Here is a 19500-nt window from a genome sequence, read left to right as displayed (position 1 = left end):
CCTGCCAATGTAAAACTGCCAAGCATACCTGCTTGTACTGAACTTAATCCAAAATCTGCCTTAATACTATTTAAGCTATAAGACAGCAGCATCAAATCTGCACCATCTACCAACAGTGCCAGAAATGCAAAAATAAATGCTATTTTCCACGTATGAGGCTGTATACGAGAAAGACCTTCTTTGTAATTTGTAGCCATAATCCATTACCTACATTTGATAAAAAGCACTTCAAGTCGTTTTGAAGTGCTTTAAATTTGATTAAGACGCAGCGCGAATCATATTTCGGGCAATAATCACTTGTTGAATTTGAGTGGTCCCTTCATAGAGACGGAACAGACGAACATCTCGATAAAAACGTTCAATGGCATATTCACTGATGTAACCCGCACCACCATGAATTTGTACGCAGCGATCAGCAACGCGGCCACACATTTCGGTTGCAAACATTTTTGCGCAAGAAGCTTCCGTGCTAACGTTTTGTCCCGCATCGCGTAGGCGGGCAGCGTCTAAGACCATACATTTAGCTGCATAAATTTCAGCTTTTGAATCGGCAAGCATGGCTTGAATGAGTTGGAATTCGGCAATCGGTTGTCCAAATTGCTTGCGTTCGATGGCGTAATTTAAAGAATCATCTAGCATTCGTGTTGCTGCGCCGACACTCAAGGCAGCAATATGCAAACGGCCTTTATCGAGTACTTTCATGGCCGTTTTAAAACCAACACCTTCAACACCGCCAATGAGTGCCGAAGCAGGGATGCGGCAATTTTCAAAAATAACGTCACAGGTATGGGCACCTTTTTGTCCCATTTTTTTATCGCGTTTGCCAAGAGAAATGCCTGGAGTTTGGCTATCAACAATAAAGGCAGAAATGCCGCCAGCACCTTTAATGTCAAAGTTTGTGCGTGCCATGACTGTAAATACACCAGCATGAGGTGCATTGGTAATAAAGCGTTTAGTGCCGTTTAACACATAAAAATCGCCATCTTTTACTGCACTGGTTTTTAAAGATGCCGCATCAGAACCTGCGTCCGGTTCGGTTAAGCAAAAAGAGCTGATCACTTCACCACGTGCTAAACGTGGCAAGAAAAATGATTTTTGTGCTTCGGTCCCATCAATAATCAGGCCACTTGAGCCAATGCCAATATTGGTTCCAATGAGAGAGCGAAAAGCAGGAGAGGTACGACCTAATTCAAAAGCCACATAGACTTCTTCTTCCATTGTTAGTCCAAGACCTTCGTACTCTTCAGGAATGGTTAAACCAAATAAGCCGAGAGCTTTCATTTGCTCAACAATATCTTGAGGAATTTCATCCGTTTCAGCGACTTCATTCTCATGAGGAATTAATACACCTTCAACAAATTGTCGAATCATATCAACAAATTGATTTAAGGTTTCCTGATCTCGAATCATAGTCTCGTCCTTTTACTACATGCAGAAAACATCAATGTGATGTTCGTAAAATCACCAATATTTGAAGCGATAGTAATCAAAGGATGAACGCAAAACAATATATTTTGAAAATTAATTTCGCAATGCGATACTTTGTTGTTGATTTATGTTTGGCTAATATATTGATTTATTTAAGCTATATTTTCTTATAAAAAATCATTATTTTTAGTGGAAAATTAAAGTTTGATTTTTCAAATGAGCTGTGTATATTAAAAAAATATATCGCTATGCGAAATTTTAAATGGATAAGTTTTCTTATAGGAAATAAGTCACAAAATATAGTGGAATGAAGATGGGTGCTTTAAATGGAATTCGGGTACTTGACTTAAGTCGGGTGTTGGCTGGACCTTGGTGTGGGCAGATTCTTGCCGATTTAGGCGCAGAAGTAATCAAGATTGAACGACCGAAAGTTGGTGACGATACCCGTTCTTGGGGACCACCTTGGATGAAAGATGACTCAGGCCAAGACACTCAAGAAGCCGCTTATTATCAGTCTACCAACCATAATAAATTATCGGTTGCCATCGACATTGCCAGTCCTGATGGCCAAGAATTGATTAAAGCCCTCATTCAAGACACCGATGTCGTGATTGAAAACTACAAAGCAGGGTCTTTAAAAAAGTACGGTTTGGATTACGAGTCTTTATCTGCGATTAATCCTAAACTGGTATATTGCTCGATTACTGGTTTTGGTCAAACTGGCCCAAGAGCAGAAGAGCCCGGTTATGACTTTATTATTCAGGGTATGGGCGGACTCATGTCAGTTACAGGTGAGCGTGATGATTTGCCGGGTGGGGGTCCACAAAAAGTAGGCGTTGCATTTTCTGACTTAGCCACGGGACTTTATTCAACGATTGCCATACAGGCTGCTTTACTCAACCGACATGTGACAGGTTTAGGCCAATACATTGATATGGCTTTGCTTGATGTTCAAATTGCCACAATGGCAAATCAGGGAATGAACTATCTGTCATCAGGAAATATTCCTAAGCGTTATGGCAATGCACACGCTAATATTGTGCCTTATCAAGTGTTCAAAGCTTCTGACCGTGATTTTATTATTGCATGTGGAAATGACACTCAGTTTATTCAACTCTGTCGTAGTATTGGTTTACCCGATTTACCAAATGATGCGCGTTTTGCCCGAAATGCGGACCGAATCAAGCATCGTGATGAAATTATCGGAATTTTACAAACACACTTTTTAACAAAAACAGCAGATGAATGGGTAGATGCAATTTATGCTGCTAAAGTTCCCGTTGGTGTGATTAATAACTTGGAACAAGCTTTTCAAGAGCCACAAGTGATTGCCCGAGAAATGTTAGTCGAGATGAACCATCCTCAACGTGAGAAATTGAAGGTAATTGGCTCGCCAATCAAACTTTCTAGAACGCCTGTTGAATACAAAACAGCTCCTCCATTGTTGGGTGAACATACGCAGTCGGTTTTAGGTCGAGTAGTTTCTCCTGAAAAACTAGCTGAGCTCAAAGAAAAGGGCGTAATTGGGTAATTGATTTAAAAGCGGAAGGTTAAAATTATATTTAAAATCAGAAAATAAAATATTTAATCTTTCGCTTTAATGAGTTAAATGAAGTTATCTTTTAGATGCAGACTCGGATGTTTGCTCTTTTGCTATTTATAGAAAAAATAGATTATAATTTTCGCAGTGCGAAACAAAATATGGATTGGTATGACAATGAACGATGCAGTTGATGCAGAACCGACAGAAAAATTATTAGCGCCTTTAAGGCATGAATTATTACATCCGATTGAAGATATGCAGGATGAAAATGATCGCCAATTTATTACTGCATTAGCACGTGGTTTAGAGCTATTACGTTGTTTTACGCCTAAACATCAGCATTTGGGCAATCAAGAGCTTGCTCAGATGACAGGTTTGCCAAAACCAACCATTACTCGCCTCACACATACCTTGTCGCGTTTGGGCTATATCAAACAAGTACCTAACTCAAGCAAATTTCAGCTTTCAGTAGGAGTTCTTGCGTTTGGTTATTCGATGCTGTCTAACGTGTCGATTCGCTCTATTGCTCATCCATATATGAAAAATTTGGCAGACTATGCTGGCGCTGCTGTAGCCATGGCAACACGTGATCGACTCAATATGATTTATCTTGACGTGGTGCAAGGCAAAGGCAATATGACCATGCGCCGTCAAGTCGGAACGTATTTACCGATTCATTTAAGTTCGATGGGACGTGCATGTTTAGCTGCCATGCCAGAAGATGAAAGAGAGTTCTTGCTTAATGCGATTCGTAACAAGCACAAAGAAGACTGGATCAAAATTAACCGTGATCTAGACAAAGCGTTTAAAGACTACCAAGATTTTGGTTATTGTTTTTCAATTGGCGAATGGCATAAAGACGTTAACTCGGTTGCGGTTCCACTCATTCATGAACAACATGGTTTGTTGGTATTTAACTGTGGTGGTCCAAGCTTTATTATGAACCGTGAAAAACTCGAAGAAGATATTGCACCTCGTCTTTTACACATGGTGAATAATATTCGTACCGAGATTAGCTAAACGTATTTGATTCATTTATAAAAGCCAGCTTTGTTTTTCAAGGCTGGCTTTTTAGTGGGTGGGTTTTAGGCTGTTTGCTTATGGAAGTTCGGTGTTCTTTTTTCTTTGAAAGCATTTAATGCTTCTTTAAATTCGGAACCCTGTAAACAACGCGAGAAAATAGTCGACTCATGATCAATACGATTGAGTAGATCATCGATTGGCATATCTCTTAGTAACTTTTTACTGAGCTGTAAGGCTTGGTTTGGTTTGTGAGCGAGTTTAATGGCTACGTCTTCAACCACTTGATCCAGCTCAGTTGCTTCAAATATCTCATTTACCAAACCATAAATTTTTGCTTGGTCTGCCGAAAACTTTTCACCCAGTAAAATAAGTTCCGAAGCTCGAGCAAAACCCAATAATCTTGGCAAGATGTAACTTGAACCCGCTTCGGGTACAAGTCCCAAATTCACAAAGGGGAACTGAAAAATAGAGTTTTGGCTTGCATACACAAGGTCGCAATGTAGAAGCATAGTGCTGCCAATGCCAATTGCCACACCATTTACTTTAGCAATAATCGGTTTTGGAAATGTTGCTAAGCTTTTTAAAAAAACAATCGAAGCGGGTGGTTCTGAAGTGGTGGTATCACGTTTTTCAAAAGCATTAACGTCATTTCCACTCGTAAATGCCGAACCTTTGCCAGTAAGTATAACCACATGAACATCTTGATTGGTTGCAGCCTTATCTAATGCCTGACTTAAAGCCGTATACATTTCATAATTAATTGCATTCTTTTTAGTGGGGTTACTCATGGTGAGCGTTAGTATATTTTTATCAAAATGCTCCTGAATTGTACCTGTTTTAAGCTCGCTTTGAGTTACATTGTCCTGTTGCATCATTTATTCCTTTAAATTAACTATTTGAAAAATATCTGCTTTCAGTTGGTGGAAGCTCATACTTTTCAGATGACGTACTGTCTAAAACTTAAACTTATTAAAATAATGCTATCGAAAACTAATTCCGTTATCAATTATTTTGTTTTATATTGTGGTATAAAATTTTGTATTGTGAAATTTTTATCTTAAGTCACTTTAAATGATGACAGGATTTATGCGTAAATAAGCATCTAGCTCTACTAAGGAAATGAGAAGCTAGTTATAGAACGGTGAGTGGAAAGAATATGAAGACTAAAATTACAGAACTATTTGAAATCGAGCATCCAATTATTCAAGGTGGTATGCATTATGTTGGTTTTGCAGAGCTTGCGGCTGCAGTTTCGAACGCGGGTGGATTAGGTATTATCACTGGCCTGACTCAGCGTACACCTGAAAATCTGGCAAAAGAAATTGCACGTTGCCGAGAAATGACCGACAAGCCTTTTGGGGTGAATTTAACCTTTTTACCAACGGTGAATACTCCTGATTATCCGGGTTTTGTAGAGGCAATCATTAAAGGTGGAGTCAAGATTGTAGAAACAGCAGGACGTAATCCTGAACAGGTCATGCCGTATTTAAAGGCTGCTGGTATTAAAGTAATTCACAAATGTACTTCGGTTCGACATAGCTTAAAAGCGCAGCAAATTGGATGTGATGCAGTTTCTGTAGATGGTTTCGAGTGTGGTGGGCATCCGGGTGAAGATGACGTACCAAATATGATTTTATTGCCTTTAGCAGCTGATGCGTTAGACATCCCATTTGTTGCCTCAGGTGGTATGGCAGATGGACGCTCACTCGCGGCTGCTTTAGCGATGGGAGCTGATGGAATTAATATGGGCACCCGTTTTATTGCCACTCAGGAAGCTCCCGTACATGCAAATGTAAAACAAGCAATTTTGAATGCAACTGAAAGAGATACGCGTTTAATTATGCGTGCTTTGCGAAATACAGAACGTGTCATGAATAATGCTGCTGTTGAAAAAATTGTGGCAAAAGAAAAAGCGCTAGGCGATAACATTAAGTTTGAAGATATTATTGAAGAAGTTGCGGGAGTCTATCCAAAAGTCATGATTGAGGGCGATGTTAATGCAGGTGCATGGTCATGCGGTTTAGTGGCAAGCTTAATCCATGATATTCCGACATGCGATGAACTGGTTAGCCGGATTGTCAAAGAAGCAGAAGATATTATTTGCGGACGTTTATCAGGGCTTTTATAGGATTTTTATTTATTTTACATATGATTGTTAAAATGCCCATCTTATAAATTAAATGGGCATTATTTTACGAATTCTATTAAAGAATTTTTTCATTTTATAGAATTTATTTTAACGTAATGGATAGATAGAACCTCCTTTTTTCTTTTTCTTGCGTTTAAATAGACTCAAAATATTTTTGATGATTCTCATCTTTATCTCCTTTGTAAGTCATTTATATATTTTTGTTGAAATAATTTGTGCTAATTGGTCATTACCGAGGTCATTAAAATGTACTCGGTCAACAAAAATTGTGTCTTTAAATGCTGGAGAATCTTTTAAAAGTTCATTCATGTCAAAACAAGGGATGCCATTAGCTCTATTTTGGATATGATTAAAGAATGGGATATGAACTTCTTTCCCTAATACTCCACTGAATAATCGATAGAAATTATTTGGACAACTTTCTATAGCATGGAATACAGCATCTTCTTCTTGGGTAAGAAACTCTCTACACCAATGTGATAAGGGCTGGAGAATAAATGTTAGAGATGCTCCATGAGCAGCTAATAATAGTTTCCATTGTTGGAGCTATTATTTTTTCATCCAAATCTTTAATAGGTACCGAATTAATCTTGTTATTACTATTACTAACAAGAAAATTAGTTTGTGTAATATCTTGATTAGCTAAATCTTTAATCCATGTTTCTACTATCTCAATATCTTGTTCTGAAAATACACCAAACATTGCACCTTTAGGATTTTTGATAAGTTTTACAAAAGTACTTTTATCAGGTTGTCCAGGTGATATATATCTGGAAGAAGCTAAAGCATTAAGAAGTTGGTTTGGAGAAAAGTTATCTGAAATAAGCCAATCGTCAATTGGTTTGTCAGATATCTTGCCACGCTTATGGTATCCATGACCATATTTTCCTAGCTTCTGTATTAAAGATAACATGGCTGTATTATTGCTAAATTTTTTAGAATCTACTAAATCTGAAAATAGAGAATATTCAAATTTTCTAATAATATTAATGGTTGTATTATAGCCATTATTAATCTTGTCTAATGTGTTATTATATTTAATATATTGATTAATTGCTAAAATGGAAATTTTAGTAAAATTTCTATGTTTTAAATTGCTAAAAATACTTTTTTCATATTGGTTAATTAAGCTTAATTTATCTAAATATTGGGCCATTGCTAAATTAACGCCTAAAGACTCTGGATATAATTTTTCAGGAAATTGAGCAATACTGAGTAGGAATACTGGTAGATTAAATGCATACTCCTGAATGTTAAGATTTTGTGTAAAAGTATTATTAAATACATCAGGGAAAATTAAGTCTACCGTACTGGCATCTAACTCAAATTGATGAGACAAACCATGAGAAATATTTCCACTCCCAACCATATCTGCATGAATTTTAAGCAATACTCCACCTTCTTCTTTCCATGCATAATTGATTGAGGAGATACCTGTAAGCCAACTACCAATTGTCTTAAATAAAGGGCTAAATTGAGTATAAAAAAATTGATAATAAGCTTTATTTTTTAATAAATTTATATATTCACTTGGTTTTCTTAGTAAATCTTTATCATTAGTAAACTGATTTTCAGAAATAGCACATAATAGATTGTTATGCGTAGTTCTAATCTCTTTTGAAAATAAAAAATCTAGATTTTTCCAAATAATTTCTAGATATGGATAAACTTCCTCAAGATGAACTAACTTAGTGAACCATTGACGATCCTTAAGATGTATATCTTTTAATATAGTATTCGGAATAGGAAGAAATGTAGGTTCTGTATTATTAATTTTTTCCTGATAAAGTTTAACCATTATAGATACTCAATGTAGTAGCTTTATTTGTTAAGAATCCCCATGTTTTAAACCAATACATGAAGAAATGATTATTAAAATTTTCACTTTGTAATGTAAAAGGATTTATTCTGCCTCCTTGGGGAATGAATTTTTTAGTAATGATATAGGTTAATTTTTGATTACTGAAAATACTGTGTTTTTTTTAATTTTTCAAGTTTTTTATATAAAATATTTATATTTTATATAAAATTAAAATATTGAATTTATTTTTTAATTTATATTAAATATTAAGTTGAATTTAAATATATTTTTCATTTTGTGATTTTTTTAAATTTTATTAATTTTACCTTGTGGGTAGATTGTTTTTAATAATAAAAGTTCTAATATATTAATTTTCTTTATAGGTGTTATTAATAAAATTAAACAATTAAGTAGTATTTTGTGCTGTTGTATTTTTGAAAAAACTTAAAAAATTTTTCTATAGGGGGTAAATCGTTTAAATAAGATTTTATTAATTCTTATAATTACTCAATCTGCTTTACTTTTGGAAAGAGCGTAGTTTTATTTGGTTTTATAAAAAACCCAACTAAAATTAATAAATTGAGTTGGGTTATGCTTCATCATATAACTATAACTTTAGATAGCTAATGGAAAGTAAACTATAGAAGTTTATACAATAAAGACGATAAAATAAATTTATACATCATTAATGTGTTTCATTCAAAGCATCTTGAATATTGTGCACCATGTGGATTAAACGTGGTCCAATTTCACCTTCAAGTTTTTCCGGATTTAAATGAAAACTTGGCGCACCACAGTTAAAAACATAAAGACCGTGTTTAGAACTAACCAAAGGTACAGCCACCGAGTTCACTTCTTTATGCCACTCACCTAACGACAAACAATATCCATAATCTTGATAATCACGGAAAGCTCGTTCTAAAGAGCGTTTTATGGCTGGCCAGTTTTCGGGGTTCTTTTGTTTTAGTGCATCAAGTAGAAAGTTGCGTTCACGTTCAGGGGTCGCAGCTAAGCATGCTCGGCCCATTGAACTGCTATGCAGTGGTAAAGTTGAACCAATTGGACGGCGCATGTTTAATGCAGTTTCAATTTGCACAACATCGATATACACCATATTTAAGCGATCACGCGTTGCCATCGCTACAGGCGCTTGAACATACTGGCTCATCTCTTCCATATATTGATGAGCAATATTACGAATCGAGATGTTAGATAAAGCTGCATATCCTAAAGATAAGACACCAATATCTAATGTATATTTGGTCGAGTTAGGCAATTGTTTTAAATAACCTAATGACACAAGGGTATTGGTAATACGTGCAATGGTCGGTTTAGGTAAACCTGTCATTTTTGCTAATTCTTGGTTGCCAAGAACCTGATTATTTGCAGAAAAGCATCTTAAAAGTTCTAAACCGCGTGCTAAAGAAGCAATAAATTGCGGGTTATTTTCCCGATGTATATGCGAAATAGGATCTAAACGTATCTCATCAAAATTTATTGGTTTTTCAGTTTCCGTGTTTTGAGACATTCGATCCTCAAATATAATTAAAGCAATAATTTTGCCATTATATTTCGCTCTGCAAAATAAATCCATTCATCACTGCGCTGTTGTGATGAATGGATATTGGGTTCAATGGTTATGAAACGTTTTCAATCACCATCGCAAGACCTTGACCTACACCAATACATAGGCTCACCACAGCATATTTCTTTTTACGGCGAATTAACTCGCGCGCTACTGTTAAGCTAAGACGAGCGCCAGATGCACCAAGTGGATGACCAACTGCAATCGCACCACCGTTCGGGTTCACACGTGGGTCATTAAAATCAACATTTAAACCTTTTAAACAAGATAAAACCTGTGAAGCAAAAGCTTCATTAATTTCAATAATATCCATGTCATCTAAAGTAAGGCCTGCACGCGCAACTGCTTTTTTAATGGCTTCGATCGGGCCTGCACCCATAATGCGTGGCTCAATACCCGCTGCCGCAGCGGACAAGATTTTTGCCATTGGTTTTAGGCCATATTTTTGACCTGCTGCTTCTGAACCAATCAAAAGTGCTGCTGCACCATCATTAATACCTGAGGCATTACCCGCAGTAACCACGCCACCTTCAAAGAGCGGTTTTAACTTTGTGAGTGCTTCAACAGTTGAGCTTGGGCGAGGGTGTTCATCTTCTGAAACGAGTTTAGGGGGCAATTTTTTGCCTTGGAAAACCTCAATTGGCGTAATTTCATCGGCAAAGAAACCTTCTTCTTTGGCTTTTTGATATTTGGCTTGTGATTGGGCCGCAAATAAGTCAGCTTGTTCACGGCTAATACCAAACTCGGCTGCAACGTTATCGCCCGTTTCAGGCATTGAATGACCGCCGTACTGCGCAATAATTTTTTTATTTGGAAAGCGAGAGCCAATGGTGGTGTCATAAATTTTTGCATCACGGCTATAAGCACTTTCTGCTTTACCCATCACGAAGGGTGCACGTGACATACTTTCTACACCACCAGCAATATAGAGCTCGCCTTCACCACAAGTAATAGCACGTGCTGAGTCAATCACGGCACCTAAACCACTAGCACATAGGCGGTTTACCGTCTGGCCCGGTACAGTGACTGGTAAACCTGCAAGTAATAATGCATTTCGTGCCACATTACGACTATCTTCACCCGCTTGATTGGTGTCGCCTAAAATCACATCTTCAATATCCGCGCCCGGTACACCAGTTTTTTCAAGTAATTTTTGAATAACGGTTGCTGCTAAATCATCAGGGCGAATTGAGGCAAGTTCACCCGCATGACGGCCAAATGGACTACGTAAACCATCATAGATATATGCATTTAACATTGAGAAATTCCTTTTCAAGACTCGTGAGTAAAAGTAAGAGGTAAATGAAGTGCGACACGACGCTGTAACCACGGGCTAGGGCGGTAACGCGGGTCATGGCTAAGTGCTGTTATACGGTTCAGAATAAGTAAGACTTTTTCGCTACCGGCTTGATCGCCCCATTCAATTGGCCCAAATGGATAGCCTAAGCCAAGACGTACTGCAGCATTAATATCATCTACTGTGGCAATATTTTGCTGGGCAATATCGCAGCCTAAATTAATGACCATGGCTAAAACACGCTGCGCAACAAAGCCAATACTTTCATTAATCATACTGACCATATTTCCATCTAAATTGAAAATAGAGTGAGCTGCTTGACGATATTCAGGTTTGGTAACAAGTGATGGCATTAAGGTGCGATGTTTTGCAATGCCATAAAGCATGTCTATCGCAACAGTATGCTTTGGATTAACTCCTAGCCGAGTAGCTGCTTGAGTTGTATCTTCACCATAACAAGCGAGTAAACATAAGCTATCTGTTTGCGGTTCAGAATTGGTGTCTAGGGCAATATTTTGCTGAGTTAAATAATCTTCGAGTTGTTTTTTATCGTCCAAGAAATCGGCAGCGATCCAAACTTTTGGATATTGTGCTAAACGCTCTATAAACTGAGCAGGTTGTTCACCTGTTTTTGAACCGGTTTCATAGTTATAAAAACCTTGATTAACCTTACGTCCAAGTTGCTTGGCATCTAGCATTTGCTTGGTCAGCGGGCTTGGTTTGTAGCGGGCTTCTTCATAGTACTGGTGATAAATCGACTCCATCACAGGATGCGAAACATCAAGACCAGTTAAATCCATTAATTCAAATGGCCCCATTCTAAAACCAACGCCGTCACGTAAAATTCGGTCAATTTCACTGATGTCACAAACGTTCTCGTTTAAAATTTTGAGCGCTTCAGTTCCATAAGCACGGCCCGCATGGTTAATAATAAATCCAGGGGTGTCCTTTGCCACAACAGGACGATGACCAAATGCACGAGACAAATCGTTTAAAGCATCAATAATAAGTGGATCTGTTTTTAAACCACGAATGACTTCGACCACTTTCATGAGTGGAACTGGGTTAAAAAAGTGATAACCCACAACACGCTCAGGCTTTTTGCAGTTTGCCGCAATGGCTGTAATAGAGAGAGAAGAAGTGTTTGAGGCTAAAATAGTAGTATCCGAAACAATGTCTTCAAGCTGTTGCATCAAGCTTTGTTTAATATCGAGACGTTCAATAATTGCTTCTACAATCAGATCACAATTTTTTAAATCTTCAATTTGATGGGCAACAATTAAATGGTTATTTGCCGCTGTTGCTTGCTCAGGCGTAATCTTATTTTTGTCGACTAACTTTTGAAATGTAGTAGCTAGTTTTTCTTTGGCCTGTTCTGCAGCACCTGCTTTGGCATCATATAAATAAGTGGTATGACCTGACTGCGCAGCAATTTGAGCAATACCACTGCCCATGACACCTACACCAATCACAGCCATGCTTTTAATATCATAAGTCATGTCGATCATCCTGATGATTAATCTATATTTGAAATTAAACGGAAAAATAAGGTTGGGTGATTTAGCTTAAGCATTGTTTATCACCATCAATAGGTAAGATTTGCCCTGAAATTGAGCGACCACTATCTGACGCTAAAAATAGGCATAAATCTGCAATATGCTTTGGATTGACAAAATATTTGAGCGACTGATTTTTCAGTGCATTTTGAGTCACTTCTTCAAGTGAGGTATGCGCTACATCGGCACGGGCTTGTAATACGCGCTGAACCCGATCACCATCGACTGCCCCCGGAAGAATAGCGTTAACTCGAATATTGTCTGCACCGAGTTCCATAGAAAGCGTTTTGGTAAAACCGATCAGTCCCCATTTTGAAGTGGAGTAGGCTAATCGGTATGGATAGCCTAAGCGGCCTGCAATAGACGACATATTAATAATCACGCCTGCCTGTGCTTGCTTTAAATAGGGAATGGCTAACTGGGTAATTAAAAAAGTGCTATTCAGGTTTAAATTAATCACCGTGTTCCAATCTTCAAAACTTAGCTCATCTGCTGCAACGGTCGGGCCTGAGATGCCTGTGTTATTGACTAAAATATCAATACCGCCAAGTTTATGAATGGCTTGACTAAACATGAGTTTAATTTGTTCATGGTCGGCTAAATCACAGGTATATATGTGTAGCTTTGGATAATCTTGTTGAAATTGTTCTAAGCTTTTAGCATTGATATCACAAACAAAAACTTCATCCTGATTGTTTAAAAATGCCTCGGTAATGCATCGTCCTATCCCTGAACCACCTGCACTAATTAATACTTTTCTGGCCATTTTCATTCCTTTGTTATTATGGTTTTAAATTATTTACCTTGATACGACGGCTTACGCTTTTCGATAAAAGCTTGAACGCCTTCATTTTTATCTTCGGTAGAAAATAACAACTGGAATGCTTTTCGTTCTAGAGTTAAGCCTGCATTTAATGGAACATCTTCGCTCATTAGTGCAACTTCTTTAATTTGTTGCAGGGCAATAGGAGGCATTTTGGCGAGGCTTTGTGCCATTTGAATCGCAGTTGGAATAGTTTGGTCATCTTCTGTGACTTGTGAAACAAGACCAATCAAATAAGCTTCTTCGGCGTTGACCATGGCGCCTGTCATAATCATGCGCATGGCATGGTATTTACCCACTGCACGGAATAATCGTTGTGTACCACCAGCACCTGGCATTAGACCGACTTTAATTTCCGGCTGGCCAAAGGTTGCGCCTTTACTTGCAATAATAATGTCAGCATGCATTGCAAGTTCGCAGCCACCACCTAATGCATAACCATTTACAGCAGCAATCACGGGTTTAGGGCATTGGGCAATTGCATTCCAATAACGTTCGTTATGACGCAATAACATTTCTGTGGAAGTTGCGGTTGCCATTTCTTTTAAATCTGCACCTGCGGCAAAGACTTCTTCACCACCTGTGAGCACAACCGCATTGATCTCATCGTTAAAACTTAACTCGGTAAAAGCTTGTGCTAGTTGTTTGCGAACTTCACTGTTTAAAGCATTTTTTGCTTCTGGGCGGTTAATTTTAACAACTGCTATTTTTTGAATAGAAAAGTCGACTTCTACGAAATTATTCCCTGTTGACACACTCATTTTTGAATTCCTTGTTTCGCATATCAAAACTATATTCCTTTTATGATGCTTATTTTGGAATTTATTTCAAGTCTTATTTCTCTTAATAGCGTAGGTATCATCTTTTAAAATAGATAAGTTATTGATATTAGGTAATGGTCTAAATTTAAATTTCGTTTAACGAAATTAATTTTCAAAAAAGCTTGAAATTTGTATTTTTGTTCTCGTACTATGAAACACATCCGCAGTAAACAAGATTTAAAAGCATGGTATCCAGACCAGCTGGAAATGGCTGATGGATACGATGGAAATATATAAAAAGGGAGATCACAGATGATCCGTGATGAAGGGATGTTGGAGCAGTTACTTTCAACAATTCGAGATTTTGTAAAAAATGAATTGATCCCTCGTGAAAACGAAGTGGTAGAGAAAGACAAAATTCCAGATGACATTGTGCAGCAAATGCGTGAGCTAGGTTTGTTCGGCCTCACAATTCCCGAAGAATATGGTGGCCTAGGCATCACCATGGAAGAAGAAGTCAGAGTTGCATTTGAACTTGGACAAACTTCACCGGCTTTCCGTTCTTTAATTGGAACCAATAACGGTATTGGCTCAAGTGCAATTTTGATTGATGGTACAGAAGAACAAAAGCAGAAATATTTACCACGTTACGCAAGTGGCGAAATTATTGGTTCATTTTGTTTAACCGAGCCTGAGTCTGGTTCTGATGCTGCCTCTTTAAAAACCAGTGCGGTAAAAGATGGTGACTTTTATGTGTTAAACGGTACCAAGCGTTTTATTACTAATGCACCCCATGCTGCGACTTTTACTGTAATGGCTCGAACGAATCCTGAAATTAAAGGGTCGGGAGGGATTTCAGCTTTTTTAGTTGAGGCGAATACGCCAGGTATTACCTTGGGCAAAATTGACCAAAAAATGGGTCAAAAGGGTTCACACACCTGTGATGTAATTTTTGATAACTGCCGTGTACCTGCTTCTGCACTGATTGGTGGGGTAGAAGGTGTCGGTTTTAAAACGGCCATGAAAGTGCTGGATAAAGGACGTTTGCACATTGGTGCTTATAGCGTTGGGGTTGCTGAACGCATGCTAAACGACGCATTACATTATGCGATTGAGCGTAAGCAGTTTGGTCAACCTATTGCGAACTTCCAGCTTATTCAAGCCATGCTTGCAGACTCAAAAGCCGAGATTTATGCGGCTAAATGTATGGTTTTAGATGCAGCCCGCCGCCGTGATAATGGAGAAAACATTAGTACGGAAGCCTCTTGCGCAAAAATGTTTGCGACCGAAATGTGTGGCCGCGTTGCTGACCGCTGTGTACAGATTCATGGTGGTGCAGGCTATATCAGTGAATATGCCATTGAACGTTTTTATCGTGATGTACGTTTGTTCCGTTTATATGAAGGAACGACGCAAGTTCAACAACTTATTATTGCCAAAAACATGATTAGGGAAGCTACAGCCTAATAAAAAATCAAATGCCATGAGGCATGGGATGCCTCATGTTCCTTCTGAGGATATGGACATGACAACAAATACTGTGACAGAAAATATGAGTAGCACTGAAGCTATTCAAACGCCCAAAAAGATTTGGATTACTGCATTTATATTCGCTTTTTTTACACTTTTATGTGATGGGGCAGATTTAGGTTTTTTGGCATTAAGCCTCACCAGTCTTAAAACAGAATTTCATTTAACTGGTGTGCAAGCTGGAACATTAGGAAGCCTGACTCTATTTGGCTCGGCCGTGGGCGGTCTCATTGGTGGTTGGGCATGTGACCGTTTTGGTCGGGTTCGCATTATTGTGTTCTTTATTGCTTATTCTTCAGTTCTAACCTGTGCGCTAGGCTTTACACACTCTTATATGCAATTTGCAGTTTTAAGAACTTTTGGAGCGATGGGTTTAGGTGCACTTTATATTGCCTGTAATATTTTAATGTCAGAAATGGTTCCGACCAAACATCGTTCTACGGTTTTAGCAACGCTGATGACAGGTTATACCTTAGGTTCTTTACTCGCGACATTACTAGCAGGACACATTATTCCTGAACACGGCTGGCGTTTTCTGTATTGGATTGCAATTGCGCCTGTAGTGTTATCAATTTTGATGCACATATGTGTACCTGAACCTGAGTCATGGAAAAAAGCGCGTCAATTAAAAGCGTTAGAAATAGCTCAAAGTAGCCAACCTAAAAAACGTCAAAATCCATATCTTGAGATTTTAAGAGATAAAAAGCATGGCACCATGTTTGTACTTTGGATTATTAGTACTGGTGCACTACAGTTTGGTTATTACGGCGTAAGTAACTGGTTACCGGCTTATTTAGAGTCTGATCTAGGCATCAAGTTTAAAGAAATGGCCATGTATATGGTCGGTACTTTCCTGATTATGATGTTCGCCAAAGTAATTGCAGGGATCGTTGCCGACAAATTAGGACGCCGCGCTGTATTCGCTTTTGGAACCATTGGTACAGCCTTATTTATTCCAGTCATTGTTTACTTAAATACACCAACTAACATTTTATGGATGATGCTGTTCTTCGGTTTCCTTTACGGTATTCCATATGCAATTAATGCCACCTATATGACAGAAAGCTTCCCGACTTCAATTCGAGGTTCGGCAGTGGGCGGTGCTTATAACATTGGCAAAGTACTTTCAATTTTTTCTCCATTAACAATTGGTTTTCTATCGCAAAACGGTTCTATTGGCTTAGGACTTTTGGTGATGGCTGCGGCCTATTTTATCTGCGGGGTAATTCCATTGTTATTTATTAAAGACCGACTATTTAACCCGCAAAAGGCAGAGTGACAGATCAATCTGTCACCTTAAATTAAGGATGAAAAGGGACAAGTGAGATGATAAATAAAATCACCAGTGACATTGAACCGATTTTAAAAGCTATTCCTGATGGTGCAACCATCATGACAGGCGGGTTTGGTGTGACGGGGCAACCTGCTGAATTAATTGAAGCCTTAATCGATTTAGGAAAAAAAGAACTCACCATTGTAAACAATAATGCAGCTTCGGGTGACCGTGGTCTAACCAAGCTGATTATTGCTGGTTGTGTCAAAAAAATGATTAGCTCATTTCCGAAATCTGCAGGATCAACCGTTTTTCAAGACTTATATAGAGCGGGAAAAATTGAGTTGGAACTGGTTCCGCAAGGTAATTTGGCATGTCGTATTCAAGCCGCAGGGGCAGGTTTGGGTGCTATTTTTACTCCGACTGGTTATGGCACTAAAATTGCCGAAGGCAAAGAAACCCGAACCATCAACGGTAAAAACTATGTGCTTGAATATCCACTTGAAGCTGATTTTGCACTGATTTATGCCGATAAAGCCGACCGCTGGGGCAATTTAACTTATCGCAAAGCGGCCCGCAATTTTGGTCCAATTATGGCAAAAGCCGCCAAGACCACGATTGTTCAAGTGAATGACACCGTAGAGCTAGGAACGCTTGACCCAGAGTGCATTATTACACCGGGAATTTTTGTTCAGCACGTTGTAAAAGTAGGAGATATCTAATGTCAGTTCAAAAGCGTTCTCGTGAAGATATTGCCAAACTCATTGCTAACGACATTCCGGAAGGTTCTTATGTCAATTTAGGCATTGGCTTACCGACCAACGTTGCTAAATTCTTGCCAAAAGACAAAGAAATCTTTTTACATTCGGAAAATGGTGTTTTGGCTTTTGGGCCTCCACCACAACCGGGTGAGGAAGATGAAGATCTGGTAAATGCCGGAAAAGAACTTGTCACTTTGTTAGATGGTGGATGCTTTATGCATCATGGTGACTCGTTTGACATTATGCGTGGCGGTCATTTGGACATTTGCGTGATTGGTGCATTCCAAGTTGCGGTCAATGGAGACTTGGCAAACTGGCATACCGGTAAAGCAGATGATGTACCAGCAGTCGGCGGTGCTATGGATTTGGCAGTGGGTGCAAAAACGATTTATGTCTATATGGAGCATGTCACTAAAAAAGGTGAGCCCAAAATTGTAAAAGAACTGAGTTATCCAATAACGGGTGAGCAGTGTGTAAACCGTATTTACACCGATTTATGCATTATTGAACTCAAGGACCAAAAAGCTTACGTCAAGGAAATGGTAGACGGCTTAACTTTTGATGAATTACAGGCAGTTACTGACTGTGAACTAATTGATGCACGTGTAGCCTAAATACACACGGAAAAAACGCTTCTTTAAGGATTAAAAGATGAAAAAATTAATTTTAGCTGCAGCTTGCGCTGCGGCTTCAGGGACTATTTTTGCAAATTCTTCAGATACGACAGAACAAAGAATTAATTTACTAGAAACCGAGCTGCAAAAATTAAAAGCAGAACTTGCTGCTCAGAAACAAACTCAAAATAATTTACAGGTCAAACAGGTTAAGATCGAAGAGAACATTGAAAAAACTAAAGCAACGGTAACAGAAAAGCCTGTTGCTCCTTCATGGGTTACTTGGACGGATAACGTTAAGGTTTACGGTATTGCCCGTATTGATGCAGCGGTTGATTTTAAATCATCACCTGACTCGGGCGGTAGAACGACCAGCAGTCTGTACCGAACACCTTTTGAAAATGAAAAACGTTCGAATCATGCGCGCTCTGATGCCATGATTAATGCAAGCCGACTCGGTGTTTATTTTAATAGCCCAAATAAAGCTGTGACGGGAAATATTGAAGCCGATTTCTTTGATAGTTCTAACATGGGAACGGGGGATGGTAAATTCCGTATCCGTCATGCTTTTTTCACTTATAAAGACTGGACCTTTGGTCAAACATGGTCACTCATGTCTAACATGGAAACCCGTACAGAAGCTGTTGATTACACCCAATTTGTGGGAACTTCCTATACGCGTACTCCTCAAATTCGCTATGACTGGAAAATCGATGCGAATAATGATTTAAAAGTAGCTTTGGAATATACAGGTTCGAGAGTCTCGGCATTGCCATCTTTAACGGGGCGCTATACTTTTAAACAAGGGCCTTTAACTGCTCTTGCGCAAGGTTTTATCAATGAAAAATCCGCAGATGTCGCCACTGCCACAGTGAAGAAAGTAAGCTGGGGTGCAGGAGGTGGCTTAAAATATCAACTCACGCCACAACAATCGCTACAAGCAAATTATCAATATATAGTCGGTGATCAAAAATTTATGCCGTACACCACTCAGAGTGGACTGGCAAATTCAACAAGTTTAAATGCTGCGGGTGATTTTTCTTTAAACGAAGACAAAACAGATTTGGTGATGAATAAGTTGAATAGCGTCAATATTGGCTATTCATATAAATTTAATGAGCAATGGCGTGCGAACTTATCGGCTTCAATGTTTGATTATGATGACGACACGGCTTATGCCAAACTTAACCCAGATGCTAATAAACGCTTAACGGACTATGCTGCTAACGTCTTTTATTCTCCAATTGAGCAAATGGATATTGGGATGGAATATCACCAAGGCAAACGTGAAGTGTTCGATGGCCGAACCGCTGATGTGTCACGCATAAACTTTGTATCAATGTATAAATTCTAAAA

16 protein-coding genes and 1 pseudogene are annotated in these 19500 nt (G+C 38.5%); 8 read left to right on the top strand and 9 right to left on the bottom strand.

What is annotated here, in order from left to right:
• Window positions 1-197: pseudogene (locus J582_RS07405) on the bottom strand (MFS transporter); the annotation flags it as partial.
• Window positions 198-258: 61 nt separating this feature from the next.
• Window positions 259-1410 carry an acyl-CoA dehydrogenase family protein gene (locus J582_RS07400; protein ID WP_032047648.1) on the bottom strand — a complete coding sequence of 384 codons (1152 nt, stop codon included), beginning with the start codon at window positions 1408-1410 and terminating at the stop codon, window positions 259-261.
• A gap of 331 nt (window positions 1411-1741) precedes the next feature.
• On the opposite strand from J582_RS07400, the gene J582_RS07395 reads away from it, so the two are divergent.
• Both J582_RS07395 and J582_RS07390 read left to right on the top strand, forming a co-directional pair.
• The gene (locus J582_RS07395; RefSeq protein ID WP_032047647.1) at window positions 1742-2959 is read left to right on the top strand and encodes a CaiB/BaiF CoA transferase family protein; all 1218 of its coding nucleotides are present in this window, start codon (window positions 1742-1744) and stop codon (window positions 2957-2959) included.
• A gap of 186 nt (window positions 2960-3145) precedes the next feature.
• Window positions 3146-3991 carry an IclR family transcriptional regulator gene (locus J582_RS07390; protein ID WP_032047645.1) on the top strand — a complete coding sequence of 282 codons (846 nt, stop codon included), beginning with the start codon at window positions 3146-3148 and terminating at the stop codon, window positions 3989-3991.
• A gap of 65 nt (window positions 3992-4056) precedes the next feature.
• On the opposite strand, the gene J582_RS07385 is transcribed toward J582_RS07390, so the two are convergent.
• A complete protein-coding gene (locus tag J582_RS07385; RefSeq protein ID WP_017392976.1) occupies window positions 4057-4866 on the bottom strand; it encodes an enoyl-CoA hydratase in 810 nt (269 codons plus the stop codon).
• 284 nt (window positions 4867-5150) lie between these two features.
• Between J582_RS07385 and J582_RS07380 the strand changes: the two genes are divergently transcribed.
• Window positions 5151-6122 carry an NAD(P)H-dependent flavin oxidoreductase gene (locus J582_RS07380; protein ID WP_017392975.1) on the top strand — a complete coding sequence of 324 codons (972 nt, stop codon included), beginning with the start codon at window positions 5151-5153 and terminating at the stop codon, window positions 6120-6122.
• Window positions 6123-6609: 487 nt separating this feature from the next.
• Here J582_RS07380 and J582_RS07375 read toward each other — a convergent pair whose 3' ends face one another.
• From J582_RS07375 to J582_RS07350, 6 genes are all read right to left on the bottom strand, one after another.
• Window positions 6610-7941 (bottom strand): hypothetical protein, encoded by a 1332-nt coding sequence (locus J582_RS07375; protein ID WP_227556622.1) that lies wholly within the window; start codon window positions 7939-7941, stop codon window positions 6610-6612.
• Window positions 7942-8629: 688 nt separating this feature from the next.
• A complete protein-coding gene (locus J582_RS07370; protein WP_000081482.1) occupies window positions 8630-9472 on the bottom strand; it encodes an IclR family transcriptional regulator in 843 nt (280 codons plus the stop codon).
• A gap of 109 nt (window positions 9473-9581) precedes the next feature.
• The gene (locus J582_RS07365) at window positions 9582-10787 is read right to left on the bottom strand and encodes a 3-oxoadipyl-CoA thiolase (RefSeq protein ID WP_000930802.1); all 1206 of its coding nucleotides are present in this window, start codon (window positions 10785-10787) and stop codon (window positions 9582-9584) included.
• Window positions 10788-10801: 14 nt separating this feature from the next.
• Window positions 10802-12325 carry a 3-hydroxyacyl-CoA dehydrogenase gene (locus J582_RS07360; RefSeq protein ID WP_032047641.1) on the bottom strand — a complete coding sequence of 508 codons (1524 nt, stop codon included), beginning with the start codon at window positions 12323-12325 and terminating at the stop codon, window positions 10802-10804.
• Between the two features lie 61 nt (window positions 12326-12386).
• Window positions 12387-13148, bottom strand: coding sequence for an SDR family oxidoreductase (locus J582_RS07355; protein WP_032047640.1), 762 nt, complete (start codon window positions 13146-13148; stop codon window positions 12387-12389).
• Between the two features lie 29 nt (window positions 13149-13177).
• Window positions 13178-13966 (bottom strand): enoyl-CoA hydratase, encoded by a 789-nt coding sequence (locus tag J582_RS07350; RefSeq protein WP_032047639.1) that lies wholly within the window; start codon window positions 13964-13966, stop codon window positions 13178-13180.
• 312 nt (window positions 13967-14278) lie between these two features.
• On the opposite strand from J582_RS07350, the gene J582_RS07345 reads away from it, so the two are divergent.
• From J582_RS07345 to dcaP, 5 genes are read left to right on the top strand one after another with little or no spacing between them, the layout of a single operon-like run.
• Window positions 14279-15433: an acyl-CoA dehydrogenase family protein gene (locus J582_RS07345; RefSeq protein WP_002157175.1), complete on the top strand. Its 1155-nt coding sequence runs from the start codon at window positions 14279-14281 to the stop codon at window positions 15431-15433.
• A 58-nt stretch (window positions 15434-15491) separates the two neighbouring features.
• Window positions 15492-16775 carry an MFS transporter gene (locus J582_RS07340; RefSeq protein WP_200003947.1) on the top strand — a complete coding sequence of 428 codons (1284 nt, stop codon included), beginning with the start codon at window positions 15492-15494 and terminating at the stop codon, window positions 16773-16775.
• Window positions 16776-16822: 47 nt separating this feature from the next.
• Entirely contained in the window at window positions 16823-17491 is a 669-nt protein-coding gene (locus J582_RS07335; RefSeq protein WP_002048307.1) for a 3-oxoacid CoA-transferase subunit A, read from the top strand.
• Window positions 17491-18144, top strand: coding sequence for a 3-oxoacid CoA-transferase subunit B (locus tag J582_RS07330; protein ID WP_000116037.1), 654 nt, complete (start codon window positions 17491-17493; stop codon window positions 18142-18144). Before J582_RS07335 ends, J582_RS07330 begins: the two co-directional genes overlap by 1 nt.
• A 37-nt stretch (window positions 18145-18181) precedes the next feature.
• Window positions 18182-19498 (top strand): outer membrane trimeric porin-like protein DcaP, encoded by a 1317-nt coding sequence (gene dcaP, locus J582_RS07325; RefSeq protein WP_032028466.1) that lies wholly within the window; start codon window positions 18182-18184, stop codon window positions 19496-19498.
• Window positions 19499-19500: the final 2 nt, after the last annotated feature.

The organism is Acinetobacter sp. 1566109, from assembly GCF_000582255.1.
GTDB classification, from domain to species: domain Bacteria; phylum Pseudomonadota; class Gammaproteobacteria; order Pseudomonadales; family Moraxellaceae; genus Acinetobacter; species Acinetobacter nosocomialis.
Note: the sequence above shows the minus strand (reverse complement) of the source record. Positions and strands in the feature narration are given on the sequence as shown.